The following is a 25,691-nucleotide window of genomic DNA, read 5'->3' on the forward strand; positions in this document are numbered from 1 at the left end:
GGTAAACCCCGCGTGGCGCGGCTCTTGATGCGTCACCGAATTAATGCAGAATGACAAGCCTTATATATAAAAGGGGACACACCCTATTTATTTATATTGCACCCTACTCATGGCGGGGGTATTGTCCGTCTCCTGCACTGCAACATTACGACGCAGGCCCACTGCGGAGCGCGCCATGCCCCAAATTACCCCGATCGACTCCTGTCCCCCGCCCAAGGCGACCCCCATCGATGCCAGCCGCATCGGACTGCCTGCCGCCCAGGGCCTGTACAACCCCAAGAACGAGCATGACGCCTGCGGCGTCGGCTTCGTGGCCCACATCAAGGGCAAGAAAAGCCACGCCATCATCCAGCAGGGTCTGAAGATCCTGGAAAACCTGGACCACCGCGGCGCGGTCGGCGCGGACAAGCTGATGGGCGACGGCGCCGGCATCCTGATCCAGATCCCCGACACGCTCTACCGCGACGAACTCGGCCATCAAGGCATCACGCTGCCGCCTCCTGGCGAGTACGGCGTGGCCATGGTGTTCCTGCCCAAGGAAACGGCCTCGCGCCTGGCTTGCGAACAGGAACTGGAGCGCTCGGTGCGCGCCGAAGGCCAGGTCGTCCTGGGCTGGCGCGACGTGCCGGTGGACGTCGACATGCCCATGTCGCCCACCGTGCGCGACTGCGAGCCCGTGATCCGCCAGCTGTTCATCGGCCGCGGCGCCGACGTAATGGTGCCGGACGCGCTGGAGCGCAAGCTGTACGTGATCCGCAAGACCGCCAGCCACGCCATCCAGAACATGCATCTGGCGCACGGCAAGGAATACTTCGTGCCCTCGGCCTCGGTACGCACCGTGGTCTACAAGGGCCTGCTGTTGGCCGACCAGGTCGGCCGCTACTACCGCGACCTGGCCGATACCCGCACGGTGTCGGCGCTGGCGCTGGTGCACCAGCGCTTCTCGACCAACACCTTCCCCGCCTGGCCGCTGGCCCACCCGTACCGCATGATCGCCCACAACGGCGAAATCAACACGGTCAAGGGCAACTTCAACTGGCTGCGCGCGCGCGAAGGCATGATGCAGTCGGCCGTGCTGGGCGACGACCTGAAGAAGCTGTACCCCATCGTCTACGAAGGCCAGTCGGACACCGCCACGTTCGACAACTGCCTGGAACTGCTGGTGAATTCGGGCTACTCGCTGGCCCACGCCATGATGATGATGATCCCGGAAGCCTGGGAACAGCACACGCAGATGGACGAAAGCCGCCGCGCTTTCTACGAATACCACGCCGCCATGATGGAGCCGTGGGACGGCCCCGCCGCGGTCGCGTTCACCGATGGCCGCCAGATCGGCGCCACGCTGGACCGCAACGGCCTGCGCCCGGCCCGCTACCTGGTCACCGATGACGACATGGTCATCCTGGCTTCGGAAGCCGGCACGCTGTCCATCCCCGAAAACCGCATCGTCAAGAAGTGGCGCCTGCAGCCGGGCAAGATGTTCCTGATCGACCTGGAACAGGGCCGCATCATCGACGACGCCGAGATCAAGCTGCAGCTGGCCAACAACCGGCCGTACCGCCAGTGGATCGAACGCCTGCAGATCAAGCTGGAATCGCTGCCGGCGCCGCGCCAGGCTGCCGTCGCCACGCAGTCGTCCGTGTCGCTGCTGGACCGCCAGCAGGCCTTCGGCTGGACCCAGGAAGACTACAAGTTCATCCTGGAGCCCATGGCCTCGACGGGCGAGGAAGTCATCGGCTCGATGGGCAACGACGCCCCCCTGGCCGTGCTGTCCGACCGCGCCAAGCCGTTCTACAACTACTTCCGCCAGTTGTTCGCGCAGGTCACGAACCCGCCGATCGACCCCATCCGCGAACAGCTGGTGATGTCGCTGGTGTCCTTCATCGGCCCCAAGCCCAACCTGCTGGACATCAACAACGTCAACCCGCCGCTGCGCCTGGAAGTGTCCCAGCCGGTGCTGGATTTCGCCGCCATGGCGCAGATCCGCGACATCGAGCAGGTCACGGGCAAGAAGTTCCGCAGCTTTGAGCTGGACATCACCTATCCCGCCGCCTGGGGCCCCGAGGGCATCGAAGCCCGCGTGGCCGCGCTGTGCGCGCGCGCCGTCGACGCGGTGCGCAGCGGCTACAACATCCTGATCGTGTCCGACCGCCTGGTCGACAGCGAGCGCGTGGCCATCCCCGCGCTGCTGGCGACGTCCGCGGTCCACCAGCACCTGATCCGCGCCGGCCTGCGCACCAACACCGGCCTGGTCGTGGAAACCGGCTCGGCGCGCGAAGTGCACCACTTCGCGCTCTTGGGCGGCTACGGCGCGGAAGCCATCCACCCCTACCTGGCGCTGGAATCGCTGGGCAAGATGAACGACCCCGAAAAGGCGGTCAAGAACTTCATCAAGGCCATCGGCAAGGGCCTGAACAAGGTCATGTCCAAGATGGGCATTTCCACGTACATGTCCTACACCGGCGCGCAGATCTTCGAAGCCGTGGGCCTGCAGACCGCCCTGGTCAACAAGTACTTCACCGGCACCGCCTCCAACATCGAAGGCATCGGCATCTTCCAGGTGGCCGAGGAAGCGCTGCGCCAGCACCGCGCCGCCTTCAGCACCGATCCGGTCCTGGCCAACGACCTGGACGCGGGCGGCGAGTACGCCTATCGCGTGCGCGGCGAAGAACACATGTGGACGCCGGATTCCATCGCCAAGCTGCAGCACGCTTCGCGCGCCAACAACTACCGCACGTACAAGGAGTACGCGCAGATCATCAACGACCAGAGCCGTCGCCACATGACGCTGCGCGGCCTGTTCGAGTTCCGCTTCGACCCGTCGCGCGCCATTCCGCTGGACGACGTCGAATCCGCCAAGGACATCGTCAAGCGTTTCGCCACCGGCGCCATGTCGCTGGGCTCGATCTCCACCGAGGCGCACTCGGTGCTGGCCGTGGCCATGAACCGCATCGGCGGCAAGTCCAACACCGGCGAAGGCGGCGAAGACGAACTGCGCTACCGCGCCGAGATGCGCGAAGGCAAGAGCACCATCAAGGACGGCGACACGCTGGCCTCGGTGCTGGGCACGGACCGCATCGAAGCGGACGTCGAACTGAAGAAGGGCGACTCGCTGCGTTCGAAGATCAAGCAAGTGGCGTCGGGCCGTTTCGGCGTGAGCGCCGAATACCTGTCGTCGGCCGACCAGATCCAGATCAAGATGGCGCAAGGCGCCAAGCCCGGCGAAGGCGGCCAGCTGCCCGGCCACAAGGTGTCCGAGTACATCGCCAAGCTGCGCTACTCGGTGCCTGGCGTCGGCCTGATCTCGCCCCCGCCGCACCACGACATCTACTCGATCGAAGACCTGGCCCAACTGATCCACGACCTGAAGAACGTGAATTCCAAGGCTTCGGTGTCGGTCAAGCTGGTGTCCGAAGTGGGCGTGGGCACGGTGGCCGCGGGCGTGGCCAAGGCCAAGGCCGACCACGTCGTGATTGCCGGCCATGACGGCGGCACGGGCGCATCCCCGGTGTCGTCCATCAAGCACGTCGGCACGCCTTGGGAACTGGGCCTGGCCGAAACGCAGCAGACGCTGGTGCTCAACCGCCTGCGCAGCCGTATCCGCGTGCAGGCCGACGGCCAGATGAAGACCGGCCGCGACGTCGTCATCGGCGCGCTGCTGGGCGCCGACGAATTCGGCTTCGCGACCGCGCCGCTGGTCGTGGAAGGCTGCATCATGATGCGCAAGTGCCACCTGAACACCTGCCCGGTGGGCGTGGCCACGCAAGACCCGGTCCTGCGCAAGAAATTCCAGGGCAAGCCCGAGCACGTCGTGAACTTCTTCTTCTTCATCGCCGAGGAAGTCCGCGAAATCATGGCCCAGCTGGGCATCCGCAAGTTCGACGACCTGATCGGCCGCGCCGATCTGCTGGACATGCGTTCGGGCGTGGAACACTGGAAGGCCCAGGGCCTGGACTTCGCCCGCGTGTTCCATCAAACCCAGTCCGACGCCGACGTGCGCCAGACCGAAGAGCAGGACCACGGCCTGGCCGGCGCGCTGGACCATCAGCTGATCGAACGCAGCAAGCCCGCGCTGGAACGCGGCGAGAAGGTGTCCTTCATCGTCCCGGTGCGCAACCGCAACCGCACCATCGGCGCCATGCTGTCGGGCGCGGTGGCCGCGCGCTACGGCCATGATGGCCTGCCGGACGACACCATCCACATCCAGTGCAACGGCACCGCCGGCCAGAGCTTCGGCGCGTTCCTGGCCCACGGCATCACGATGGACCTGGTGGGCGAAGGCAACGACTACGTCGGCAAGGGCCTGTCCGGCGGCCGCATCATCGTGCGCTCGCCCAACGACTTCCGCGGCTTCGGCCCCGACCACATCATCGCCGGCAACACCGTGCTGTACGGCGCGCTGGCGGGCGAAGCGTTCTTCAACGGCGTGGCCGGCGAACGCTTCGCGGTGCGCAACTCGGGCGCCGCCACCGTCGTGGAAGGTACCGGCGACCACGGCTGCGAATACATGACCGGCGGCACCGTCGTGGTGCTGGGCGCCACGGGCCGCAACTTCGCGGCCGGCATGTCGGGCGGCGTGGCCTACGTGTGGGATCCGGAACGCACGCTCAAGCAGCGCGCCAACCTGTCCATGGTCGAACTGGAAAGCATCGTGCCGCACGCGGAGCAGCTTGCGCAGAACAACATCGACGTCTGGCACAGCGCCCAGCGCGGCGGTGAACGCGAAACGGACGAAGCCATCCTGCGCCGCCTGGTGGAAGACCACTTCCGCTACACCGGCAGCTTCCGCGCCCGCGAAATCCTGGGCGACTGGGAAGCCTCGCGCGGCAAATTCGTGAAAATCATGCCGACGGACTACCGCCGCGCATTGGGTGAAATGTGGCGTGCAGCCAACCCGCAACAACTGGCTGCGTGAGGGATACCATGGGAAAGATTACTGGCTTTATGGAATTTCAGCGTCTGCAGGAGGCCTCCGAGGCCCCGCAGAAGCGGCTGAAGAACTGGCGCGAATTCGTGCTGCACCTGAGCGACGACCAGGCCAAGCAGCAAGCAGCGCGCTGCATGGACTGCGGCATCCCGTTCTGCAACAACGGCTGCCCGGTCAACAACATCATCCCGGACTGGAATGACCTGGTGTACCGCCAGGACTGGAAGCGCGCGCTGGACGTGCTGCACTCCACCAACAACTTCCCCGAGTTCACCGGCCGCATCTGCCCGGCGCCGTGTGAAGCCGCCTGTACCTTGAACATCAACAGCGACGCTGTCGGCATCAAGTCCATCGAGCATGCCATCATCGACAAGGGCTGGGCCGAGGGCTGGGTCTCTCCGCAAGTGCCCGCGCGCAAGACCGGCAAGAAGGTCGCGGTGGTGGGTTCCGGCCCCGCCGGCATGGCATGCGCGCAGCAGTTGGCCCGCGCCGGCCATTCAGTGACGCTGTTCGAGAAAAGCGACCGCATCGGCGGCCTGCTGCGCTACGGCATCCCCGACTTCAAGCTGGAAAAGCACCAGATCGACCGCCGCATCTCGCAGATGGAAGCCGAAGGCGTGGAGTTCGCGCCGTCGACCTACATCGGCAATCCCAGCGACCCCGTGGCCGACGGCCTGACGGTGCGCACGCCGGACTCGCTATTGGCCGAGTTCGACGCGGTGGTGATGAGCGGCGGTTCGGAAACCCCGCGCGACCTGCCGGTGCCCGGCCGCGAGCTGTCGGGCGTGTACTACGCCATGGATTTCCTGCGCCAGCAGAACAAGGCGGTCGCGGGCGACCGGCTCACCAACCAGACGCTGGCCAAGGGCAAGCACGTGGTGGTGATCGGCGGCGGCGACACGGGTTCTGACTGCGTCGGCACCAGCAACCGCCACGGCGCGGCCTCGGTCACGCAGTTCGAGCTGATGCCCCAGCCGCCGGAAAGCGAGAACAAGACCATGACCTGGCCGTACTGGCCGCTCAAGATGCGCACGTCCTCCTCGCACGAGGAAGGCTGCGAGCGCGACTGGTCCGTGACCACCAAGTTGCTTCAGGGCAGCAATGGCAAGGTCGAGAAGCTGGTCGGCGCGCGCGTCGAGTGGTTCAAGGACGAAGCCACCGGCCAGATGAAGATGCGCGAGGCCGAAGGTTCGGAATTCGAGATCAAGGCCGACCTGGTGCTGCTGGCCATGGGCTTCGTGTCGCCGGTGCAGACGGTGCTGGACGCCTTCGGGGTGGACCGCGATGCGCGCGGCAACGTGCGCGCCAATACCAACGACTACCGCACCAACGTCGAAAAGGTCTTCACGGCAGGCGACATGCGCCGCGGCCAGTCTTTGGTGGTCTGGGCCATCCGCGAAGGCCGCCAGTGCGCGCGTTCGGTGGACGCCTACCTCATGGGCAGCAGCGAACTGCCACTCTGATCGCCACGATCAGGCCTGGCCAGATCGCCGCCGAGCGCATTGCGCCGGCGGCGATTTTTTTGCCTGCGCCCCCGCCTGTTGCAACATAACCACTTTTCGATTGCGGTCTTTTCACGATTTGACACACATCAAGCGGGCCGGACGCCAGGTTTGAGAACCTGTCGTCTCACCCAATGGAAAGATCGGAGAAGAGAATGTTTTCGCTGAACGGCCGTATCCGCGCCACCGCCATCGCCGGCCTGCTCGCCGCTGGCACGTTCGCCGCCCCCGCGCACGCCCACGAAGCCGGCGACGTGCTGTTCAAGGTCGGCGTGACGCAGGTCCGCCCCTCGTCCAACAACGGCACCGTGCTCAACGGCAGCGTCGGACTCGACGTGAACAACAACGTGCGCCCGAGCTTCACCCTGACCTACATGGCCACGCGCAACATCGGCATCGAACTGCTGGGCGCCTGGCCCTTCCAGCATGACGTCAGCGGCAGCGGCTTGGGCAAGATCGGCTCGACCAAGCAATTGCCCCCCACGCTGAGCCTGCAATGGCACATCCTGCCCGACAGCATGATCCAGCCCTACATCGGCGTGGGCATCAACTACACCCATTTCTTCGACACCCAGGCGGAAGGCGCGCTGAAGGGCTCGGACCTGAAGCTGGGCGATTCCTGGGGCGTGGCCGCGCAACTGGGCGCCGACTTCAAGATCAACGAGCGCTGGTTCATGAACGCGGACATCCGCTACATCGACATCCGCTCCAAGGTGAAACTGGACGGCCAGCACATCGGCACCGCGCGCATCGATCCCTGGGTCGCGACGATCGGCGTCGGTTACCGCTTCTAAAAGCAAAAGGACCGCGCACCGCGCGCGGCTTTCCTTAGCCTTGCGGCGCCTCCAGCTTGTGCCGCAGGGCCTGCAACGCCGGCGTATCGTCGTCGGCGCGCCAGACCAGCTGGGTCAGGGCCCGGCCGTGCGAGCCGGACAGGGCGCCAACGCGCACCGTGTGCTCCGCCCCCAGCACCGCCAGCACCGAGCGCGGCACGATGGCCACGCCCGACCCGGCCGCCACGCAGGCGACGATGGCGTGGTACGAGGCGAACTCCATCACCTTGCCCGGCGCGATGCCTGCCTGGTTCAACCAGGACTCCAGGATGCGCCGGTACGAGCAGCCCGCCGCGAACGCAATCACGCTACGGTCGCCCAGATCCTTGGGGCTTTCGATCGGGTCCCAGGCCAGCGGCGAAATCAGCGCCAGTTCTTCCTTGAACGCATCCATCGTAGCCAGGCCCTCGGCCGGAAAGGGCTGCGCCACGAACGCGGCCTCGATCTCGTAGTTGCGCACCTTGGCCGCCAGCGCCGCCGACGTGCCTGTCACCAGTTCGATCCGCACCTGCGGCCAGGCCGCGTGATAGGCGGCCAGGATCGGCGGCAGGCGCGCGGCCGCCGTGCTTTCCATGGTGCCGATGCGCAGCACGCCCTGCGGCGAGCCGTCGCGCACCGCGGCCTGGGCCTCGTCGGCCAGGCGCAGCAGGCGGTCGGCGTAGGACAGCAGCACGCGCCCCTGGTCCGACAGCACCAGCCGGCGGTTCTGGCGCCGGAACAGCGGCGCCTCCAGCGAGGCTTCCAGCTGCTTCAGGCGCGTCGACACATTGGACTGCACGCGGTTCAGGTGCGCTGCCGCGCGCGCCACGCCGCCCTGGTCGGCGACCGCCTTGAAGATCTGCAGCGCATCGAGGTCCAAATTTCTCATTTTGAGAACTCGCTATCTTAATAATTCACTATTAATGATATTAGTACAGCCGTAGAGTAGGGGCCATGTCAACGCCCATTTACCCTTCCGTGTCCCCGCAGCGCAGCGCCGCCGCCCTGGCATGGCCGGCCGCGCTGGCCTTGGCGGCCGCCATGGGGATAGGCCGGTTCGCCTTCACCCCGGTATGGCCCCTGATGGCGCAGGAGGCCGGCCTGTCGCTGGCGCAGGGCGGCTGGCTGGCCTCGGCCAACTATGCGGGCTATCTACTGGGCGCGCTGGCCGCCGTCGCTTGGCCCATCCGCCGGCTGCGCGGCACGCTGGCGGCCAGCCTGCTGGCGGTGGCGCTGCTGACCCTGGCCATGCCGCTCTGGCACGGCATGGCGATATGGTGCGCGCTGCGGCTGGCCGCCGGCTACGCCAGCGCCAGCGCCTTCATCTGCGTGGCGGCCTGGCGCGCGGTGCCCGCGGGCGATGCGCGCGAAGCCCACGCCTCGGCGGTGACCTATGCCGGCGTGGGTGCGGGCATCGCATTGACAGGACTGGCCTGCCTGGCCCTGGCGGCGTGGGACGCGCGCGCCGACACGGTCTGGATCGCGCTGGGCGGCCTGGCGTTGGCGCTGTCCGCGCTCGCCTGGCCGGGATTGCGCCGCCAGGCGACGCCGGCTGCTCCGCGCGCGGCCAGCGCGGCGCCCGCCGCCCGGCTGCCACGCGATATCCCGCGACTGGCGCTGCACTATGGCGCGTTCGGCGTGGGCTACATCATTCCCGCCACCTTCCTGCCGGCGATGGCCAAGGAAATCATTCCCGACCCGGCCATATTCGGCTGGGCCTGGCCCCTCTTCGGCCTGGCGGCGGCCGTGTCCTGCCTGCTGGTGCCGCGGCTGGCGCGAGGCCGCGACAGCGTGCAGGTCTGGCGCGCCGCCCAGGCGCTCATGGCGCTGGGCATGCTGGCCGTGGCGGCCTGGCACCACATCGCGGCCGTGATCGTAGCCGCCGTGCTGGTGGGCGGGACTTTCATGGTGATCACACAGGCGGGCATGCTGGCTGCGAGGCGTTCGGCCGGCGCCGCTGCGCCGCGCGCGGCAGCCCTCATGACCGCGGCTTTCGCCGCCGGGCAGATCCTGGGACCGCTGCTGGCGTCCTGGTCGGCGCATTGGGGCGCGGGCCTGCCGCAAGTGTTGGCGGCCAGCGCAGCGCTGCTGGCGCTGTCCGCGTGGCGTTTGGGAAAGATCACGACAGATGACGTTGGCGCTGGGCATAATGCGATCGGCCCGCGGGCCCGTTCACATTAAAAAAACAAAACCAGGAGTCATCTCTATGAAATCGTTGCGTCCCCTTATTGCCGCCCTGGCAGCCACCGCCGCCTTCAGCGGCGCCGCCCAGGCCCAGACCGCCGACTGGCCAGCCAAGCCCATCACCATGATCGTGCCTTATGCGCCGGGCGGCTTCGCCGACACCCGCGTGCGCCTTTTGGCGCGCAAGCTGGGTGATTCGCTGGGCCAGCCCATCGTGGTCGAAAACAAGGCGGGCGCGGGCGGCGTGGTCGGCACCAACCTGATCGCGCGCGCCGCGCCGGACGGCTACACCATCGGCACGGGCAATCTGGCGCCCATGGCGGTCAATCCGACGCTGATGAAGGACATGCCGTACAACCCGCAGAAAGATTTGGCCCCGATCATCCTGATCGAAAACAGCCCGCTGGTGCTGAGCGTGAACAACGAACTGCCGGTGAAGACGCTGGCGGACCTGATCGCGCTGGCCAAGAAGCAGCCCGGCAAGCTGTCCTTCGGTTCGTCCGGCGTGGGCGGCGCGCATCACCTGTCCGGTGAAATGTTCCGCGAACAGGCCAAGATCGACATCGTCCACGTGCCCTACAAGGGCGGCAGCCTGGCCGCGACCGACCTGATGGGCGGCCACATCTCGATGATGTTCGAAATGGGCTATTCCGCGCTGCCCGCGATCCAGGGCGCCAAGATCCACCCCATCGCGGTCACGTCGGCCAAGCGCCTGGCCGTGCTGCCCGACGTGCCGACCATGGCCGAATCCGGCCTGCCGGGCTTCGAGTCCTACAACTGGCAGGGCATCGTCGCCCCGGCCGGCACGCCCGCGCCCATCATCGCCAAGCTCAACGCCGAGTTCAACCGCATCCTGAAGGAGCCGGACGTGCAGAAGGCCATCGCCGACACCGGCAGTCAGGCCGGCGGCGGCACGCCCGAGGAATTCGGCGCCTTCATCAAGAGCGAAACCGAGAAGTGGGCCCACGTCATCAAGGCTGGGAACATCCAGCTTCAGTAACCTTCCAGGAGTAATGCCATGGCTACCCGTCTGACTGATCTGCTCAAGCTGCACCATCCCATCGTCCAGGCCCCCATGGCCGGCGGCGCCACGACGGTGGAGCTGGTTTCCGAAGCATCGAAGGCGGGCGTCCTGGGTTCGCTCGGGGCGGCCTATATGAGCCCCGAGCAGATCGAGGCGGCAGCGCGCGACATCCGTGCGCGCACGCCGCTGCCGTTCGCCATCAACCTGTTCGCATCGGTGCCGGAAGAACCCATGCGGGGCGACGCCGACCGCATGCTGGCGCTGATGACGCGCTATCACCAGCAGTTGGGCCTGCCGGCGCCCGCCGCGCCCGGCCCTCAAGCCGACCCGCTGCCGCAACAGATCGAGGCCATCCTGAGGGTGCGTCCGGCCGTCTTCAGCTTCACCTTCGGCCGCATGCCGGCCGCGGCCATCGCGCGCTGCCGCGAGCTGGGCATCCTGACCGTGGGCACCGCGACCACCGTGCGCGAAGCGGTCGCCCTTGAAGCGGACGGCGTGGACGCCATCGTGGCGCAGGGCGCCGAGGCCGGCGGCCACCGCGGCACCTTCCTGGGTGGTTTCGAGGAATCGCTGATCGGCACCATGGCGCTGGTGCCCCAGGTGGCCGATGCAGTCTCTGTCCCTGTTATTGCGTCCGGCGGCATCATGGACGGCCGCGGCATCGCCGCCGCGCTGGCCTTGGGCGCCGATCTGGCACAAATGGGGACGGCCTTTCTGACCACCGAGGAATCCGGCATCAATGAAGCCTACAAGGCGCTGCTGCCCGCCTCCCGGGCAGAACAGTCGCGCGTGACGCGCGCGTTTTCCGGACGGCCGGCCCGCGGCATCGAAAACGCCTTCATGCGCGAAGCCGACGCGATTGCGGCCGACATCCTGCCGTATCCCCTGCAGAACGCACTGACGCGCCCCATGCGCACGGCGGGCGGCAAGGCCGGCAATACCGACGTACTGTCCCTGTGGGCCGGCCAGGGGGCCCCGCTCGCACGGCGCGAGAGCACCTCCGACCTGGTGGCGCGGCTGGCCCGGGAGACCGCGGCAGCGCAGGCGCGCCGCTGAATATATTGTTCCCTGAATCGAAAACACTGTTCCACGCGCGGGCTCTCGCGTTGTGATTACAAAGCGTCGGGCTACAATGGCGCCTCGCCGCCGGGAGCCCAGGCCCGACCTCGCCCCCGGCATATGAGTAACAGGGCGCTTCCCGACGCCGCCTGTCTTCGCCGCGCCGGCTATGAATATTGCCGGTCGCATCGACCGGACAGCAGGGCAAGCTCCGCCGCCGAAACACCCTTTCGTTGCCCATGCCCGCTCAAACCAGCAAGACCCCGGAATTCGCCCTGCGCCTGGAAGGTGTGGCGCTAGGCTATGGTGATTTCACCGTCTTGCGCGACATTTCCATGGACGTGCGCGCCGGCCAGGTGGTCGCCATCATGGGCGGCTCGGGATCGGGCAAGACCACGCTGTTGCGCGCGGCCACCGGCCAGCTCACCGCGCAACGCGGCCGGGTGCTGGCCTTCGGCCAGGACATGGCCCACGTCAGCCGCGCCGAACTGCAATCGCTGCGCACGCGCATGGGCGTCCTATTTCAGCAGGGTGCGCTTTTCACTGACCTGAATGTGTTCGAGAACGTGGCCTTCCCGCTGCGCGAGCACACCAAACTGGCGGAGCCCGAAGTCACCGAACGCGTGCTGGACAAGCTCGACGCCGTCGGCCTGCGCGCGGCCGCGCATCTGAAGGTGGCGGAAATCTCCGGCGGCATGGCCCGGCGCGTGGCGCTGGCCCGCGCCGTGGTGCTGGAGCCCGAACTCATTCTGTACGACGAGCCGTTTGCCGGACTGGACCCGATCTCGCTGGGCATTACCGCCCGCCTGATCCGCAACCTGGCCGACCGGCTCGGCTGTGCCTCGGTGTTGATCACGCACGACGTGCATGAATCGTTTGCCATCGCGGACCAGGTGTACCTGGTCGGACAGGGCAAGCTTGCCGCCGCCGGCACCCCCGAAATGCTCTCGGCCTCGCAAGACCCCTACGTGCAGCAGTTCCTCAAAGGGGAGCCCGACGGCCCCGTCGCGTTCCAGTATCCCGAAACGCCCGCTTTCAAGAAGTGGCTTTCCCAACAGGAGGGGCGCCGCGCATGAGCGGATCCAACAACGCCATCGGCGCGCTGGGCGGCTGGGTACGCACCCGCGTTGCCGGCATCGGCTACTTCACCCGCTTCTTCGGCGCCATGCTGGGGCGCAGCGGCATTGCGCTGTCGCGTCCGCGCCTGGTGTCACAGCAGGTCCATTTCATCGGCAACTACTCGCTGCTGATCATTGCCGTGTCCGGCATGTTCGTGGGCTTCGTGCTGGGACTGCAGGGCTATTACACGCTGAACCGCTACGGCTCCGAAGAGGCGCTGGGCCTGCTGGTGGCCCTGTCGCTGGTGCGGGAACTCGGGCCCGTGGTCACGGCGCTGCTGTTCGCGGGCCGCGCGGGCACCTCGCTCACCGCGGAAATCGGCCTGATGAAGGCCGGCGAACAACTGGCGGCCATGGAAGTCATGGCCGTCGACCCCATACGCCGCGTGCTGGTGCCGCGCCTGTGGGGCGGCATCATCGCCATGCCCATCCTGGCGGCGGTGTTCTCCATGGTGGGCATCCTGGGCGGCTGGGTCGTGGGCGTGCTGCTGATCGGCGTGGATGCCGGCGCGTTCTGGTCGCAAATGCAGAACGGCGTCGACGTCTGGAAAGACGTGGCCAACGGCGTCATCAAGAGCCTGGTCTTCGGCGTCACCGTGACGCTGGTCGCGCTCTACGAGGGCTGGCAGGCCAAGCCCACCCCTGAAGGCGTTGCCCGCGCGACCACGCGCACCGTGGTGGTGGGCTCCCTGGCGGTACTTGGGCTGGACTTCCTGCTCACCGCCTTGATGTTTGGAAATTGATACGGATCGATCATGTCTCGCGAAAAAACCGACTTCTGGGTAGGCCTGTTTGTATTACTGGGCGCGGTCGCGCTGGCGTTCCTGGCGTTGCGCGCCGGCAACTTGAGCACCTTTTCTTTCGCCCCGACCTATACGCTGACGGCCAACTTCGATAACGTAGGCGGCCTCAAGGTGCGCGCGCCCGTCAAGAGCGCGGGGGTCGTCGTGGGCCGGGTTGCCGGCATCTCGTTCGACGACAAGACCTTCCAGGCGGTCGTCTCGGTCAACCTGGAAACGGCCTATCAGTTCCCCAAGGACACTTCGGCGTCCATCCTGACCTCGGGCCTGCTGGGCGAGCAATACCTGGGCCTGAGCGCGGGCAGCGAAGAGGAAAACTTTGCCGACGGCGGCAAGATCCGCTACACGCAAAGCGCTGTGGTGCTTGAACAACTGATCAGCCAGTTCCTGTACGGGTCGGCGGAGAAGCAAGGCTCGAGCGCGCCGGAACCCGCCGCGAAAACACCAAATTAAAGACAATGCGACAGACGCGGTAACAGCAGCGCGTCCAAGGTACGCAATATCATAAGAATCGTTGATAGGGATGCCCTGATCATGAACAAGAAAACTATTTGCAGGATTGCCACCGTCGCCGCCGCGGGCGCTCTGATGGCAGGCTGCGCCGCGCCGCAGAACCCGGATCCCCGCGATCCCTGGGAAGGCTTCAACCGGGGCGTCTATAAATTCAACGACACCGTCGACCGCGCCGTCTTCAAGCCGGTGGCGCAGGCCTACACCTTCGTCACGCCGCAGCCGGTGCGCAGCTGCGTGCACAACATCTTCAGCAACGTCGGCGAACTCTGGTCCGGCACCAACAGCTTCCTGCAAGGCCGCGGCCACGACTTCGTCAACACGCTGGGCCGCTTCCTGTTCAACACCACCATGGGCGTGGGCGGCTGCTTCGACGTCGCCTCGGCCAACGGCGCGCGCCGCATCCCGAACGACTTCGGCACCACGCTGGGCGTGTGGGGCTTCAGCCAGGGCCCGTACCTGGTGCTGCCGTTCTTCGGCTCGTCTTCCGTGCGCGACGGCGCAGGCCTGATCGGCGACTACGCCGGCACCACCTACGGCTACATGGGCGTCGATTCCATCGACAACGTCCGCCTGCGCAATTCGCTGTGGGGCCTGCGCGTGGTCGATACGCGCGCCAGCCTGCTGAGCGCCACCGACACCATCGACCGCGTTGCGCTCGACCCCTACAGCTTCGTGCGCGACGCCTATCTGCAGCGCCGCGCCGCCATGGTGCTGGGCCAGAAGGTGGACGACGAGTCCTCGCTGCCCAACTACGAAGACGACGAGGACGACGCTGCCCCCGCCGCGCAGCCGGCGGCACAGCCCGCTGCGCAACCCGCCGCGCAACCTGCAGCCAAGTAAGCCGCAGCGCTGCGCCATCAGTACAAGTAAGGAGTTTTGATGCGAGTACCCTTTGTTTCCCTGCTGCAGCGTCTGGCTTTCATGGGCCTGCTGGCCCTGGGCCTGACCGCCGGCGCGCAGGCCAAACCCGACCCCAACGGTTCTCCCGACCAGTTCGTGCTGGCCACCGCCAATGAGGCCCTGGACGTGCTGAAGGCCGACGGCTCCGTCAAGGCCGGCAACCCCGCCCGCATCAATCAGGTCGTCAACGAACACATCCTGCCCTACGTCAACTTCCAGAAAACCACGCGGCTGGCCGCCGGCCGCTACTGGCGCCAGGCCAACGATGTGCAGAAAAAGGAACTGGCCGAAGCCTTCCGCGGCACCTTGGTGCGCACCTACAGCGGCGCGCTGACCCGCGTCACGTCCAGCACCACGGTCCGCGCGCTGCCGTTCCGCGGCGATCCCAAGGCCGACGACGTGGTCGTGCGCACCTTGATCTCCCAGGGCAACGACCAGCCCGTGGGCGTCGACTACCGCCTGGAAAAGACTGCCCAGGGCTGGAAGATCTACGACATGAACGTCGAAGGCATCTGGCTCATCGAGAACTACCGCAACCAGTTCGCGCAGCAGATCAACCGCGACGGCATCGACGGCCTGATCAAGGCGTTGAACCAACGCAACCAATGACCGGCCTTGCGGCTGTCGCGGCCCGGCGCGCCCTTGTGGCCCGCCGGGCCGCTTGTTTTAGGGACAGACCATCCGGATACCCGGGGGGATGCCAGGGCTACCGGCCGGGACGGCAGCGACGCGCTTATATAATGATCAATTCGCTCTTTTCGGGCCATCTCCCGCCGTCATGTCCGCCGTCAGTCTAGAAAACGTCTCCAAGGTCTACTCCCCGCGCCAGCGCGGCTGGCAGAAGCTGCTCGGACGCCCGCCCGCCGCCGGCTTCCAGGCGCTGGACAATGTCAGCCTGAACATCGAGCACGGCGAGTTCTTCGGCCTGCTCGGCCCCAATGGCGCCGGCAAGACCACGCTGATCTCGATCCTGGCCGGCCTGGCGCACGCCAGTTCGGGCCGCGCCACGGTCTGTGGATACGACGTCGTGGCCGACTACAAGTCGGCGCGGCGGGCCTTGGGCGTAGTGCCGCAAGAACTGGTCTATGACCCGTTCTTCACGGTGCGCGAAACCCTGCGCATCCAGTCCGGCTATTTCGGCCTGCGCAAGAACGACGACTGGATCGACGAAATCTTGTTCAACCTGGGGCTGGCCGACAAGGCCAACTCCAATATGCGGGCTCTGTCCGGCGGCATGAAGCGCCGCGTGCTAGTGGCCCAGGCGCTGGTGCACCGTCCGCCCGTGATCGTGCTGGACGAACCCACCGCCGGCGTGGACGTGGACCTGCGCCGCACGCTGTGGGAATTCATTTCGCGCCTGAACAAGGCCGGCCACACCATCATGCTGACCACCCACTACCTGGAAGAAGCGGAAGCCCTGTGCGGCCGCATCGCCATGCTCAAGCGCGGCCGCATCGTGGCGCTGGACACCACCCAGGCCCTGATGGCCCGCGTCGGCGGCGTCGACCTGGAAGACGCCTTCGTGCGCATCATGCACGCAGGCGACGAACAACCCGCGCCCGCCCTGCAACCCGAAGAGATCTCGTCATGACCCAGCCCGCCGCGACCGCCAGCCAGCCGCTGGTGCAGCCCCGCCTGGATGCGGGCTCCGGCTTCCCGACCTTGCTGCGCAAGGAATTGCTGCGCTTCTGGAAGGTCAGCTTCCAGACCATCGCCGCCCCGGTCATCACCGCGCTGCTGTACCTGCTGGTCTTCGCCCATGTGCTGGAAGGCCGCGTCATGGTGTACGGCAGCGTGCCCTACACGGCGTTCCTGATTCCCGGGCTCATGATGATGAGCATGCTGCAGAACGCCTTCGCCAATCCCTCGTCCTCGCTCATCCAGAGCCGCATCACGGGCAACCTGGTCTTCATGCTGCTGCCGCCGCTGTCGCACCGCGACATCTTCGCCGCCTACGTGCTGGCGGCGATCGTGCGCGGCCTCGCGGTCGGACTGTGCGTGTGGGTGGTGGCGCTGTTCTTCGTGTCGCTGATCCCGGCCCACCCGCTGTGGCTGGCCGTCTTCGCCGTGCTGGCCTGCGGCATCATGGGCGTGCTGGGCCTGATCGCCGGCCTCTGGTCCGAGAAATTCGACCAGCTCGCGGCCTTCCAGAACTTCCTCATCATGCCGGCCACCTTCCTGTCCGGCGTGTTCTATTCCATCCATACGCTCCCCGCCTTCTGGCAGAGCGTGTCCCACTGGAACCCCATCTTCTACACCATCGACGGCTTCCGCTACGGATTCTTCTCGGTGTCGGACGTCTCCCCCTGGCGCAGCCTGGCGGTGGTGACGGGGGTGTTCCTCGCGCTATCGCTCTATGCGCTGCGGCTACTGGCCAGCGGCTACAAACTCAGGAACTGACGTCCATGCTTCCCACTCCCGCGCAAGTCCGCCAATACATCGCGGACGGCCTGCCCTGTGAACATCTCGACGTGCAAGGCGACGGCTCGCATTTCGACGCGGTCATCGTCAGCACCGCCTTCGAAGGCAAGCGCCTGATCCAGCGCCACCAACTGGTCTATGCCGCGCTCGGCGACCGCATGAAGGCCGAAATCCATGCGCTGTCCATGCGCACGCTGACTCCCGCCGAATACCAGCAAGCAGGCAAGTAATGGACAAGCTACGCATCACCGGAGGTTCGCGCCTGCAAGGCGAAATCTCCATCTCCGGCGCCAAGAACTCGGCCCTGCCCATCCTGTGCGCCGGCCTGCTGACCGCCGACGCGCTGACCCTCAGCAACGTGCCGCACCTGAACGACACGGCCACCATGCTGCGCCTGCTGGGCCGCATGGGCGTGCGCGCCGAGCGTGACGCGGACGGCACGGTCACGCTGCAGGCCAACCAGGTCGACAAGCTGGAAGCTCCATACGAACTGGTCAAGACCATGCGGGCCTCCATCCTGGTGCTGGGCCCGCTGCTGGCGCGCTTCGGCGAAGCCCGCGTCAGCCTGCCTGGCGGCTGCAGCATCGGCCAGCGCCCGGTGGACCAGCACATCAAGGGCCTGGCCGCGCTGGGCGCCGAAATCAGCATCGAACACGGCTTCGTGGTGGCGCGCGCCAAGCGCCTGAAGGGCGCCTCCGTGCGCACCGACATGGTCACCGTCACCGGCACCGAAAACCTGCTGATGGCCGCGGTGCTGGCCGACGGCCGGACCGTGCTGGAAAACGCCGCCTGCGAACCCGAAGTGGTGGACCTGGCCGAACTGCTCATCAAGATGGGCGCGCGCATCCAGGGCCACGGCACCAGCCGCATCGTGATCGACGGCGTGGAGCGCCTGCACGGCGCCGAACACCGCGTCATCTCCGACCGCATCGAAGCCGGCACCTTCCTGTGCGCCGTCGGCGCGGCGGGCGGCGACATCGTCCTGCACAATACGGACGCGGACATCCTCGGCGCCACCCTGGGCAAGCTGACCGAAGCCGGCCTCACCATCGAGACCGGCCCCGACTGGATCCGCTGCGCCATGTCCTCGCGCCCGCGCGCCGTGGGCTTTCGCACCCTGGAATACCCGGGCTTCGCCACCGACATGCAGGCCCAGGTCATGGCGCTGAACGCCGTGGCCGAAGGCACCTCGGTCGTCGTCGAAACCATCTTTGAAAACCGCTACATGCACGTGCAGGAACTGCGCCGCATGGGCGCGGACATCGACATCGACGGCCACACCGCCATCGTGCGCGGCGTGCCGAAGCTGTCGGGCGCCACCGTCATGGCCACCGATCTGCGCGCCTCGGCCAGCCTGGTCATCGCCGGCCTCGCGGCCGAAGGCGAAACCCTGGTCGACCGCATCTACCACCTGGACCGCGGCTACGACCAGATGGAAGTGAAACTGCGCGCCCTGGGCGCGAACATCCAACGCGTCACCAAGGAACAGGCATGAACGATGCCACCGTCGCCCCCCCCTTGACCCTCGCACTGTCCAAAGGGCGCATCTTCGAAGAGACCATGCCCCTGCTGGCCGAGGCCGGCATCGAGGTCCCCGAGAATCCCGAAAGCTCGCGCAAGCTGATCCTGCCCACCAGCGATCCCGGCCTGCGGCTGATCATCGTGCGCGCCTCGGACGTGCCCACCTACGTGCAGTACGGCGCGGCCGACCTCGGCATCGCGGGCAAGGACGTGCTCATCGAGCACGCCAAGGAACAGCCCGGCGGCCTGTACCAGCCGATCGACCTGAACATCGCCAAATGCCGCCTGGCCGTGGCCGTGCGCAAGGGCTTCGACTACGAAGGCGCGGTCCACCAGGGCGCGCGCCTGCGCGTGGCGACCAAGTACGTGCAGTCAGCCCGTGAACACTTCGCGGCCAAGGGTGTGTACGTGGACATCATCAAGCTGTATGGTTCGATGGAACTGGCGCCGCTGGTGGGCCTGGCCGACTGCATCGTGGACCTGGTGTCCACCGGCGGCACCCTGCGCGCCAACGACCTGGTCGCGGTGGAAGACATCATGCCGATTTCCTCGCGCCTGATCGTCAACCAGGCCGCGCTGAAAACCCGCGGCGCCCGCCTGCAACCGCTGCTGGACGCCTTCGAGAGAGCCGCCTCCCGCAACGCCTGACCCTCGCCCGCCGCGACGCCGCGGCGGCCGTTACCTGCTTGCTGCATGACGCCATGGCCCTGATCAATCGTCTCGACTCCCGCGACCCCGGATTCAAATCCGCCCTGTCCACGCTGCTGGCCTTCGAAGCCGCCGAGGACGAATCCATCGACCGCGCCGCGGCCGGCATCCTGGCCGACGTGCGCGCCCGCGGCGACGCCGCGCTGGTGGAATACACGCAGCGCTTTGACCGCATCCCCGGCGCATCGGCGCAGACGCTGGAGATCCCCAAGGCTGACTGGCAGGCGGCCCTGGCCGCGCTGCCCGCCGCCCAGCGCAATGCCCTGGAAGCCGCCGCCGACCGCGTGCGCAGCTACCACGAACGCCAGCGCGCCGAGACCTGGACCTATACGGACGCCGACGGCACCATGCTGGGCCAGCAGGTGACCCCACTGGACCGCGTGGGCCTGTACGTGCCCGGCGGCAAGGCCGCCTATCCGTCCTCGGTGCTGATGAACGCCATCCCGGCCAAGGTCGCGGGCGTGCAGGAACTGATCATGGTCACGCCCACGCCCGACGGCGTGCGCAACCCCATCGTGCTGGCCGCCGCGGCGATTGCCGGCGTCGACCGCGTCTTCGCCATCGGCGGCGCGCAGGCCGTGGGCGCGCTGGCCTACGGCACCGCCACCGTGCCGGCCGTGGACAAGATCGTCGGCCCGGGCAACGCCTACGTCGCCGCCGCCAAGCGCCGCGTGTTCGGCGTGGTCGGCATCGACATGATCGCCGGCCCCAGCGAAATCCTGGTCATCTGCGACGGCAAGACGCCGGCCGACTGGATCGCCATGGACCTGTTCTCACAGGCCGAGCACGACGAGCTCGCCCAATCCATCCTGCTGTGCCCGGACGCCGCCTTCATCGAAGAAGTGCAGGCCTCGATCGAGCGCCTGCTGCCCACCATGCCGCGCGCCGACATCCTGCGCGTCAGCCTGGCCAACCGCGGCGCGCTGATCCTGGTCCGAGACCTCGAAGAAGCCTGCCGGATCGCCAACGACATCGCGCCCGAGCACCTCGAGATCTCCACCGAGCACCCCGAGAAATGGACCGCGCAGATCCGCCACGCCGGCGCGATCTTCATGGGCCGCTTCAGCTCCGAATCGCTGGGTGACTACTGCGCCGGCCCCAACCACGTGCTGCCGACCTCGCGCACGGCCCGCTTTTCCTCGCCGCTGGGCGTCTATGACTTCCAGAAACGCTCCAGCCTGATCCAGGTTTCGCACCAGGGCGCCCAGAAGCTGGGCCGCATCGCCGCCGAACTGGCGCTGGGCGAGGGCCTGCAGGCGCATGCCGCCAGCGCCCAGTACCGGATCGACCAGCCATGAGCCTGCTGGGCCGCATCGCCGGCACGGTCCGGGCGGACATCCGCGAACTGGCCGCCTACCCCGTGGCCAACGCCGAGGGCTGCATCAAGCTCGACGCCATGGAATGTCCCTACGAGCTGCCCGAGGCGGTGCGCGAGGACATCGCCCGCGCCGTGCGCGACACGCCGCTGAACCGCTATCCCGCGGCCGACTTGTCGGCGCTGCAAGCGGCCGTGAAAACGGCCTTCGGCGTGCCGGATGCAGCGGACGTGCTGTTCGGCAACGGCTCGGACGAACTCATCCACATCGTGGTGCAGGCCTGCTGCAATCCGGGCGACGCGGTGCTGTCGCCCTGGCCGTCGTTCGTCTATTTCGACATGGCCGCGCGCTTCGACCACGCCCGCTTCGTCGGCGTGCCGCTGACGGCCGACCTGACCCTGGATTTGCCGGCCATGCTGGCCGCCATCCGCGAACACCAGCCCAAGGTGGTGTTCCTGGCCGTGCCCAACAATCCCACCGGCGGCCTCTGGTCCGATGAGGACGTAGCGGCCATCATCGCCGCCGCCCCCGGCCTGGTGGTGCTGGACGAGGCCTACCAGCCCTTCGCCGACCGCACCTGGATGCCACAAGTGCTGGACGCGCCCAACGTGGTCGTCATGCGCACGGTCTCCAAGATCGGCCTGGCGGGCCTGCGCTTCGGCTACCTGGCCGGCCACCCGGCCTGGATCGCGGAACTGAACAAGGTCCGCCCGCCCTACAACCTGGACGTGCTGACCCAGGCCACGCTGTCGGCCGTGCTGCGCCACAAGCCGGTGCTGGACGCACAGGCCGCCCGCCTGCGCGCGGACCGCGAGCCGCTGGCCGCCGCCCTGGCCCAACTGCCCGGAGTGCGGGTATTCCCTTCCGCCGGAAACTTCGTTCTTGCCCGCTTTTCCGGCAAGCTGGACGGCAACGCCGTGCATCTTGCCCTGAAAACGCGCAAAATATTGATTCGCAACTTCTCCAACGCCCATCCGCTACTGGCCAACTGCCTGCGCATCTCGGTGGGCGCCCCGGCTGAAAACGCCGCCTTGCTATCCGCCCTGCAAGAGATTTTGAGTGCTTAACATGCGTACCGCTGAGATCACCCGCAACACCAACGAAACCCGCATCCGCGTGGCCGTCAATATCGACGGCACCGGCAAGCAGACGATCGACACTGGCGTGCCGTTCCTGGACCATATGCTGGACCAGATCGCGCGCCACGGCCTGATCGACCTCGACATCAAGGCGGAAGGCGACCTGCACATCGACGCGCACCACACGGTGGAAGACGTGGGCATCACGCTGGGCATGGCCATCGCCAAAGCAGTCGGCACCAAGGCCGGCCTGCGCCGCTACGGCCACGCCTACGTGCCGCTGGACGAAGCGCTGTCGCGCGTGGTGGTGGACTTCTCCGGCCGCCCGGGCCTGGAATACCACATCCCCTTCACCCGCGCCCGCATCGGCGACTTCGACGTGGATCTGACGCGCGAATTCTTCCAGGGCCTGGTCAACCACGCCCTGATCACGCTGCACATCGACAACCTGCGCGGCGTCAATGCCCACCACCAGGCGGAAACGGTCTTCAAGGCCTGTGGCCGCGCCCTGCGCATGGCCATGGAAGTCGATCCGCGCATGGGCGACGTCGTGCCCTCCACCAAGGGCGTGCTGTAACGTCCATCCACCCCGCAGCAGGCAGAGAGAAGTGACCACTATCGCCATCGTCGACTACGGAATGGGCAATTTCCATTCCGTCGCCCGCGCCCTGAAATACGCCGCCCCCGATGCCGACATCCGCATCTGCAGCCAGCCCCAGGAGATCGCCGCGGCCGACCGCGTCGTGTTTCCCGGCCAGGGCGCCATGGCGGACTGCATGCGCACCCTGAACGAATCCGGCCTGCGCGAGGCCGTCGTGCGCGCCGCGCGCGAGAAGCCCCTGCTGGGCGTCTGCGTGGGTGAACAGATGCTGTTCGATTCCAGCGAGGAAGGCGGCACCGCCTGCCTGGGCCTGTTCCGCGGCGTGGTGCGCCGCTTCTCGGGCCCGGGTTTCGCGGAACCGGTCAGCGGCGACGACGTAGCCTGCCTGGCCGATGCCGGCGCCGCCGGACTGGCCGACACCCGCCCCGAACGCCTCAAGGTCCCGCACATGGGATGGAACAAAGTGCGCCAGACGCGCTCTCATCCTATCTGGGCCGGCATTCCGGACGAAACGCACTTCTATTTCGTCCATAGCTACTACGCCGACCCGGAAGATCCGGACCTGACAGTTGGTGAAACCGAGTATGGCCTCGCCTTTACCTGCGCGGTGGCGGCGGCTAACATTTTCGCGGTGCAGTTTCACCCCGAAAAGAGCGCCGAGCACGGTTTGCGCCTGTATCGCAATTTTGTAGACTGGCAGCCGTAGGCCCCGTGCCCACGCCCGCCAGCCCTTTCAACCCATATATTTTTCGCTGCCCACCATGCTGCTGATCCCCGCCATCGATCTCAAAGACGGGCGCTGTGTGCGCCTGCGCCAGGGAGACCTGGACGATGCAACGGTGTTCTCTGAAGACCCTGCCGCCATGGCCACACGTTGGCTCGACCAAGGCGCTCGCCGCCTGCATCTGGTCGACCTGAACGGCGCCATCGCCGGCAAACCCAAGAACGAAGCCCCCATCAAGGCGATCCTGGACGCTGTCGGCGACGACATCCCCGTACAGATCGGCGGCGGCATCCGCGACCTCGACACCATCGAACGCTACCTCGACGCCGGCATCTCCTACGTGATTATCGGCACCGCCGCGGTCAAGAACCCCGGCTTCCTGCAAGACGCCTGCGGCGCCTTCCCGGGCCAGATCATCGTCGGCCTGGACGCCCGCGACGGCAAGATCGCCACCGACGGCTGGAGCAAGCTGACCCGCCACGACGTGCTCGACCTGGCCAAGAAGTTCGAAGACTACGGCTGCGAAGCCATCATCTACACGGACATCGGCCGCGACGGCATGCTGTCCGGCGTCAACGTCGAAGCCACGGTCCGCTTGGCCCAGCACGTGCGCATCCCGGTCTACGCATCGGGCGGCATCGCCGGCATCCAGGACATCGAAGCCCTCTGCGCCGTCGAGGAAGAAGGCGTCGAAGGCGCCATCCTGGGCCGCAGCATCTACGAAGGCACGCTCGACTTCCAAGCGGCGCAGGCACGCGCCGACGAACTGGCAAAATGACCACTTCCAGCAGCACCCCCGCGGCCGGCGCGCCCGCTCAGAGCGCGCTGACCCGCCGCATCATTCCCTGCCTCGACGTCACTGCGGGCCGCGTCGTCAAGGGCGTGAACTTCGTCAACCTGCTCGATGCCGGCGACCCCGTGGAAATCGCCCGCCGCTACAACGAGCAGGGCGCCGACGAACTCACCTTCCTCGACATCACCGCCACCAGCGATGGCCGCGACCTGATCCTGCCCATCATCGAGCAGGTGGCCTCGCAGGTCTTCATTCCGCTGACAGTGGGCGGCGGCGTGCGCCAGGTATCCGACATCCAGCGCCTGCTGAATGCCGGCGCCGACAAGATCAGCATCAACAGCGCCGCCGTGGCCAATCCGGAACTGGTCCGGGCCGCCTCGGACTACCACGGCTCGCAATGCGTGGTGGTGGCGATCGACGCGCGCCGCGTGTCGGCCGCAGGCGAACCCGCCCGCTGGGAAGTCTTCACCCACGGCGGCCGCAAGGCCACCGGACTGGATGCCGTCGCCTGGGCGCGCCGCATGGCCGCCTACGGCGCTGGCGAAATCCTGTTGACCAGCATGGACCGCGACGGCACCAAGTCCGGCTTCGACCTGGAACTCACGCGCACCGTCTCGGACGCCGTGCCGGTGCCTGTCATCGCCTCCGGCGGCGTGGGCAACCTGCAGCATCTGGCCGACGGCGTCACCGCCGGCCGCGCCAGCGCGGTCCTGGCCGCCAGCATCTTCCACTTCGGCCAGCATACGGTGGGCGAGTGCAAACGGTTCATGGCCGAGCAGGGCATCCCCGTAAGGGTATGACCCACCCCCGAAGCGCCTGCGGCGCTTCGGGAAGCCCCTCTCAGGCGTGCAACAAGGTATTGCCGTAAGATGATGAGTCCCCACGCGCCAGTGGCGGCCAGCAAGCCGCCGCGCGAGGACAACGGATGAATGAGATGAGCAACGAACCCGCCTGGATGGCCGATGTCGTCTTCGACGAAAACGGCCTGATACCCGCCATCGCGCAGGACGCCGAAAACGGCCAGATCATGATGGTGGCCTGGATGAACCGCGAATCGCTCGCCGAAACGGCCGCCACCGGGCGCGCCGTCTACTGGTCGCGTTCCCGCCAGCGCCTGTGGCGCAAGGGCGAAGAGTCCGGCCATTCGCAGGAAGTGCACGAACTGCGCCTGGACTGCGACGGCGACGTGATCCTGCTCAAGATCCATCAGCAGGGCGGCATCGCCTGCCATACCGGACGCGCCAGCTGCTTCTACCGCCGCCTGGAAGGCCAGACCGACCAGGCTTCCTGGATCACGGTGGACCCCGTGCTGAAAGACCCCGAACTGATCTACAAATGACCGCTCAAGCCGCAAGCGCCGCCGACATCCTGGCGCGCATCGCCGATACCCTGGAAACCCGCCGCCCCGAAAACGGCGGCGATCCCTCTGCCTCCTATTCCGCCAAGCTGCTGGCCAAGGGCCCCGACGCCTTTCTCAAGAAGATCGGCGAGGAAGCCACCGAACTGGTCATGGCCGCCAAGGACGGCGTGCCCGACCGCATCGTCAGCGAAACCGCCGACCTGTGGTTCCATTGCCTGGTGGCCCTGACGCATTTCAAGCTGCGGCCCGAGGACGTACTGGCCGAACTGGCTCGCCGCGAAGGCCTGTCCGGCCTGGCGGAAAAGGCGAGCCGCCCGCAAGACTGAACC

25 protein-coding genes are annotated in these 25,691 nt (G+C 67.0%); 24 read left to right on the forward strand and 1 reads right to left on the reverse strand.

Annotated elements, in window-relative coordinates; all coding sequences use genetic code 11:
• Positions 1 to 175 precede the first annotated feature (175 nt).
• The 3 genes from FOC84_RS11765 (at position 176) to FOC84_RS11775 (ending at position 7,223) form a co-directional block, all read left to right on the forward strand.
• Positions 176 to 4,915 (forward strand): glutamate synthase-related protein, encoded by a 4,740-nt coding sequence (locus tag FOC84_RS11765; RefSeq protein WP_173144572.1) that lies wholly within the window; start codon positions 176 to 178, stop codon positions 4,913 to 4,915.
• Positions 4,916 to 4,923: 8 nt separating this feature from the next.
• A complete protein-coding gene (locus FOC84_RS11770; protein ID WP_173144573.1) occupies positions 4,924 to 6,390 on the forward strand; it encodes a glutamate synthase subunit beta in 1,467 nt (488 codons plus the stop codon).
• 194 nt (positions 6,391 to 6,584) lie between these two features.
• Complete coding sequence (locus FOC84_RS11775) at positions 6,585 to 7,223, forward strand: OmpW/AlkL family protein (RefSeq protein ID WP_173144574.1); 639 nt, start codon at positions 6,585 to 6,587, stop codon at positions 7,221 to 7,223.
• A gap of 34 nt (positions 7,224 to 7,257) precedes the next feature.
• Here the strand turns inward: FOC84_RS11775 and FOC84_RS11780 are convergent, their stop codons facing one another.
• Positions 7,258 to 8,130 (reverse strand): LysR family transcriptional regulator, encoded by an 873-nt coding sequence (locus FOC84_RS11780; RefSeq protein ID WP_173144575.1) that lies wholly within the window; start codon positions 8,128 to 8,130, stop codon positions 7,258 to 7,260.
• A 65-nt stretch (positions 8,131 to 8,195) separates the two neighbouring features.
• Between FOC84_RS11780 and FOC84_RS11785 the strand changes: the two genes are divergently transcribed.
• From FOC84_RS11785 to FOC84_RS11885, 21 genes are all read left to right on the forward strand, one after another.
• Positions 8,196 to 9,422 carry a YbfB/YjiJ family MFS transporter gene (locus tag FOC84_RS11785; protein ID WP_173144576.1) on the forward strand — a complete coding sequence of 409 codons (1,227 nt, stop codon included), beginning with the start codon at positions 8,196 to 8,198 and terminating at the stop codon, positions 9,420 to 9,422.
• Positions 9,423 to 9,447: 25 nt separating this feature from the next.
• Positions 9,448 to 10,425, forward strand: a complete 978-nt coding sequence (locus FOC84_RS11790) for a Bug family tripartite tricarboxylate transporter substrate binding protein (protein WP_173144577.1) — start codon at positions 9,448 to 9,450, stop codon at positions 10,423 to 10,425.
• 18 nt (positions 10,426 to 10,443) lie between these two features.
• Positions 10,444 to 11,505 (forward strand): NAD(P)H-dependent flavin oxidoreductase, encoded by a 1,062-nt coding sequence (locus tag FOC84_RS11795; RefSeq protein ID WP_173144578.1) that lies wholly within the window; start codon positions 10,444 to 10,446, stop codon positions 11,503 to 11,505.
• Positions 11,506 to 11,747: 242 nt separating this feature from the next.
• Positions 11,748 to 12,584: an ABC transporter ATP-binding protein gene (locus FOC84_RS11800; protein ID WP_088143853.1), complete on the forward strand. Its 837-nt coding sequence runs from the start codon at positions 11,748 to 11,750 to the stop codon at positions 12,582 to 12,584.
• Complete coding sequence (gene mlaE, locus FOC84_RS11805; RefSeq protein WP_173144579.1) at positions 12,581 to 13,369, forward strand: lipid asymmetry maintenance ABC transporter permease subunit MlaE; 789 nt, start codon at positions 12,581 to 12,583, stop codon at positions 13,367 to 13,369. Before FOC84_RS11800 ends, mlaE begins: the two co-directional genes overlap by 4 nt.
• Before the next feature lie 12 nt (positions 13,370 to 13,381).
• Entirely contained in the window at positions 13,382 to 13,879 is a 498-nt protein-coding gene (gene mlaD / locus FOC84_RS11810) for an outer membrane lipid asymmetry maintenance protein MlaD (protein WP_173144580.1), read from the forward strand.
• Between the two features lie 81 nt (positions 13,880 to 13,960).
• Positions 13,961 to 14,779 (forward strand): MlaA family lipoprotein, encoded by an 819-nt coding sequence (locus FOC84_RS11815; RefSeq protein ID WP_173144581.1) that lies wholly within the window; start codon positions 13,961 to 13,963, stop codon positions 14,777 to 14,779.
• Positions 14,780 to 14,818: 39 nt separating this feature from the next.
• Positions 14,819 to 15,448: an MlaC/ttg2D family ABC transporter substrate-binding protein gene (locus FOC84_RS11820; protein WP_173144582.1), complete on the forward strand. Its 630-nt coding sequence runs from the start codon at positions 14,819 to 14,821 to the stop codon at positions 15,446 to 15,448.
• Between the two features lie 169 nt (positions 15,449 to 15,617).
• Entirely contained in the window at positions 15,618 to 16,430 is an 813-nt protein-coding gene (locus FOC84_RS11825; RefSeq protein WP_173144583.1) for an ABC transporter ATP-binding protein, read from the forward strand.
• On the forward strand, positions 16,427 to 17,239 hold the full coding sequence (locus FOC84_RS11830; RefSeq protein ID WP_013390954.1) for an ABC transporter permease: 813 nt from the start codon (positions 16,427 to 16,429) through the stop codon (positions 17,237 to 17,239). Before FOC84_RS11825 ends, FOC84_RS11830 begins: the two co-directional genes overlap by 4 nt.
• Positions 17,240 to 17,244: 5 nt before the next feature.
• Positions 17,245 to 17,490, forward strand: a complete 246-nt coding sequence (locus FOC84_RS11835) for a BolA family protein (RefSeq protein WP_013390953.1) — start codon at positions 17,245 to 17,247, stop codon at positions 17,488 to 17,490.
• A complete protein-coding gene (gene murA / locus FOC84_RS11840; protein ID WP_173144584.1) occupies positions 17,490 to 18,755 on the forward strand; it encodes a UDP-N-acetylglucosamine 1-carboxyvinyltransferase in 1,266 nt (421 codons plus the stop codon). The genes FOC84_RS11835 and murA overlap by 1 nt, the downstream gene beginning before the upstream one ends.
• On the forward strand, positions 18,752 to 19,429 hold the full coding sequence (hisG, locus tag FOC84_RS11845; protein ID WP_173144585.1) for an ATP phosphoribosyltransferase: 678 nt from the start codon (positions 18,752 to 18,754) through the stop codon (positions 19,427 to 19,429). Before murA ends, hisG begins: the two co-directional genes overlap by 4 nt.
• Before the next feature lie 53 nt (positions 19,430 to 19,482).
• The gene (gene hisD / locus FOC84_RS11850) at positions 19,483 to 20,787 is read left to right on the forward strand and encodes a histidinol dehydrogenase (protein WP_173144586.1); all 1,305 of its coding nucleotides are present in this window, start codon (positions 19,483 to 19,485) and stop codon (positions 20,785 to 20,787) included.
• Complete coding sequence (gene hisC, locus FOC84_RS11855; RefSeq protein ID WP_173144587.1) at positions 20,784 to 21,872, forward strand: histidinol-phosphate transaminase; 1,089 nt, start codon at positions 20,784 to 20,786, stop codon at positions 21,870 to 21,872. The genes hisD and hisC overlap by 4 nt, the downstream gene beginning before the upstream one ends.
• 1 nt (position 21,873) lies before the next feature.
• On the forward strand, positions 21,874 to 22,461 hold the full coding sequence (gene hisB / locus FOC84_RS11860; RefSeq protein ID WP_013390948.1) for an imidazoleglycerol-phosphate dehydratase HisB: 588 nt from the start codon (positions 21,874 to 21,876) through the stop codon (positions 22,459 to 22,461).
• Between the two features lie 31 nt (positions 22,462 to 22,492).
• Entirely contained in the window at positions 22,493 to 23,191 is a 699-nt protein-coding gene (hisH, locus tag FOC84_RS11865; RefSeq protein WP_173144588.1) for an imidazole glycerol phosphate synthase subunit HisH, read from the forward strand.
• Positions 23,192 to 23,246: 55 nt separating this feature from the next.
• Positions 23,247 to 23,987 carry a 1-(5-phosphoribosyl)-5-[(5-phosphoribosylamino)methylideneamino]imidazole-4-carboxamide isomerase gene (hisA, locus tag FOC84_RS11870; protein WP_173144589.1) on the forward strand — a complete coding sequence of 247 codons (741 nt, stop codon included), beginning with the start codon at positions 23,247 to 23,249 and terminating at the stop codon, positions 23,985 to 23,987.
• Positions 23,984 to 24,802 (forward strand): imidazole glycerol phosphate synthase subunit HisF, encoded by an 819-nt coding sequence (gene hisF, locus FOC84_RS11875; protein ID WP_173144590.1) that lies wholly within the window; start codon positions 23,984 to 23,986, stop codon positions 24,800 to 24,802. The genes hisA and hisF overlap by 4 nt, the downstream gene beginning before the upstream one ends.
• 134 nt (positions 24,803 to 24,936) lie before the next feature.
• A complete protein-coding gene (gene hisI / locus FOC84_RS11880) occupies positions 24,937 to 25,341 on the forward strand; it encodes a phosphoribosyl-AMP cyclohydrolase (protein ID WP_173144591.1) in 405 nt (134 codons plus the stop codon).
• Complete coding sequence (locus FOC84_RS11885; RefSeq protein ID WP_173144592.1) at positions 25,338 to 25,688, forward strand: phosphoribosyl-ATP diphosphatase; 351 nt, start codon at positions 25,338 to 25,340, stop codon at positions 25,686 to 25,688. The genes hisI and FOC84_RS11885 overlap by 4 nt, the downstream gene beginning before the upstream one ends.
• The last annotated feature ends 3 nt before the right edge of the window (positions 25,689 to 25,691 follow it).

The organism is Achromobacter pestifer, assembly GCF_013267355.1.
Taxonomy (GTDB): Bacteria; Pseudomonadota; Gammaproteobacteria; order Burkholderiales; family Burkholderiaceae_B; genus Achromobacter; species Achromobacter pestifer_A.

What these genes read in the sequence shown, in the direction of transcription:
- FOC84_RS11830 (WP_013390954.1), top strand. Translation starts at nt 16,427, where the DNA reads ATGACCCAGCCCGCCGCGACCGCCAGCCAGCCGCTGGTGCAGCCCCGC.
- hisA (WP_173144589.1), top strand. Translation starts at nt 23,247, where the DNA reads ATGCTGCTGATCCCCGCCATCGATCTCAAAGACGGGCGCTGTGTGCGC.
- FOC84_RS11885 (WP_173144592.1), top strand. Translation starts at nt 25,338, where the DNA reads ATGACCGCTCAAGCCGCAAGCGCCGCCGACATCCTGGCGCGCATCGCC.
- hisG (WP_173144585.1), top strand. Translation starts at nt 18,752, where the DNA reads ATGAACGATGCCACCGTCGCCCCCCCCTTGACCCTCGCACTGTCCAAA.
- FOC84_RS11800 (WP_088143853.1), top strand. Translation starts at nt 11,748, where the DNA reads ATGCCCGCTCAAACCAGCAAGACCCCGGAATTCGCCCTGCGCCTGGAA.
- FOC84_RS11825 (WP_173144583.1), top strand. Translation starts at nt 15,618, where the DNA reads ATGTCCGCCGTCAGTCTAGAAAACGTCTCCAAGGTCTACTCCCCGCGC.
- mlaE (WP_173144579.1), top strand. Translation starts at nt 12,581, where the DNA reads ATGAGCGGATCCAACAACGCCATCGGCGCGCTGGGCGGCTGGGTACGC.
- FOC84_RS11795 (WP_173144578.1), top strand. Translation starts at nt 10,444, where the DNA reads ATGGCTACCCGTCTGACTGATCTGCTCAAGCTGCACCATCCCATCGTC.
- FOC84_RS11820 (WP_173144582.1), top strand. Translation starts at nt 14,819, where the DNA reads ATGCGAGTACCCTTTGTTTCCCTGCTGCAGCGTCTGGCTTTCATGGGC.
- hisB (WP_013390948.1), top strand. Translation starts at nt 21,874, where the DNA reads ATGCGTACCGCTGAGATCACCCGCAACACCAACGAAACCCGCATCCGC.
- hisD (WP_173144586.1), top strand. Translation starts at nt 19,483, where the DNA reads ATGGCCCTGATCAATCGTCTCGACTCCCGCGACCCCGGATTCAAATCC.
- FOC84_RS11780 (WP_173144575.1), bottom strand. Translation starts at nt 8,130, where the DNA reads ATGAGAAATTTGGACCTCGATGCGCTGCAGATCTTCAAGGCGGTCGCC.
- hisF (WP_173144590.1), top strand. Translation starts at nt 23,984, where the DNA reads ATGACCACTTCCAGCAGCACCCCCGCGGCCGGCGCGCCCGCTCAGAGC.
- FOC84_RS11790 (WP_173144577.1), top strand. Translation starts at nt 9,448, where the DNA reads ATGAAATCGTTGCGTCCCCTTATTGCCGCCCTGGCAGCCACCGCCGCC.
- FOC84_RS11770 (WP_173144573.1), top strand. Translation starts at nt 4,924, where the DNA reads ATGGGAAAGATTACTGGCTTTATGGAATTTCAGCGTCTGCAGGAGGCC.
- FOC84_RS11775 (WP_173144574.1), top strand. Translation starts at nt 6,585, where the DNA reads ATGTTTTCGCTGAACGGCCGTATCCGCGCCACCGCCATCGCCGGCCTG.
- FOC84_RS11765 (WP_173144572.1), top strand. Translation starts at nt 176, where the DNA reads ATGCCCCAAATTACCCCGATCGACTCCTGTCCCCCGCCCAAGGCGACC.
- mlaD (WP_173144580.1), top strand. Translation starts at nt 13,382, where the DNA reads ATGTCTCGCGAAAAAACCGACTTCTGGGTAGGCCTGTTTGTATTACTG.
- murA (WP_173144584.1), top strand. Translation starts at nt 17,490, where the DNA reads ATGGACAAGCTACGCATCACCGGAGGTTCGCGCCTGCAAGGCGAAATC.
- FOC84_RS11815 (WP_173144581.1), top strand. Translation starts at nt 13,961, where the DNA reads ATGAACAAGAAAACTATTTGCAGGATTGCCACCGTCGCCGCCGCGGGC.
- hisI (WP_173144591.1), top strand. Translation starts at nt 24,937, where the DNA reads ATGAGCAACGAACCCGCCTGGATGGCCGATGTCGTCTTCGACGAAAAC.
- FOC84_RS11835 (WP_013390953.1), top strand. Translation starts at nt 17,245, where the DNA reads ATGCTTCCCACTCCCGCGCAAGTCCGCCAATACATCGCGGACGGCCTG.
- hisC (WP_173144587.1), top strand. Translation starts at nt 20,784, where the DNA reads ATGAGCCTGCTGGGCCGCATCGCCGGCACGGTCCGGGCGGACATCCGC.
- FOC84_RS11785 (WP_173144576.1), top strand. Translation starts at nt 8,196, where the DNA reads ATGTCAACGCCCATTTACCCTTCCGTGTCCCCGCAGCGCAGCGCCGCC.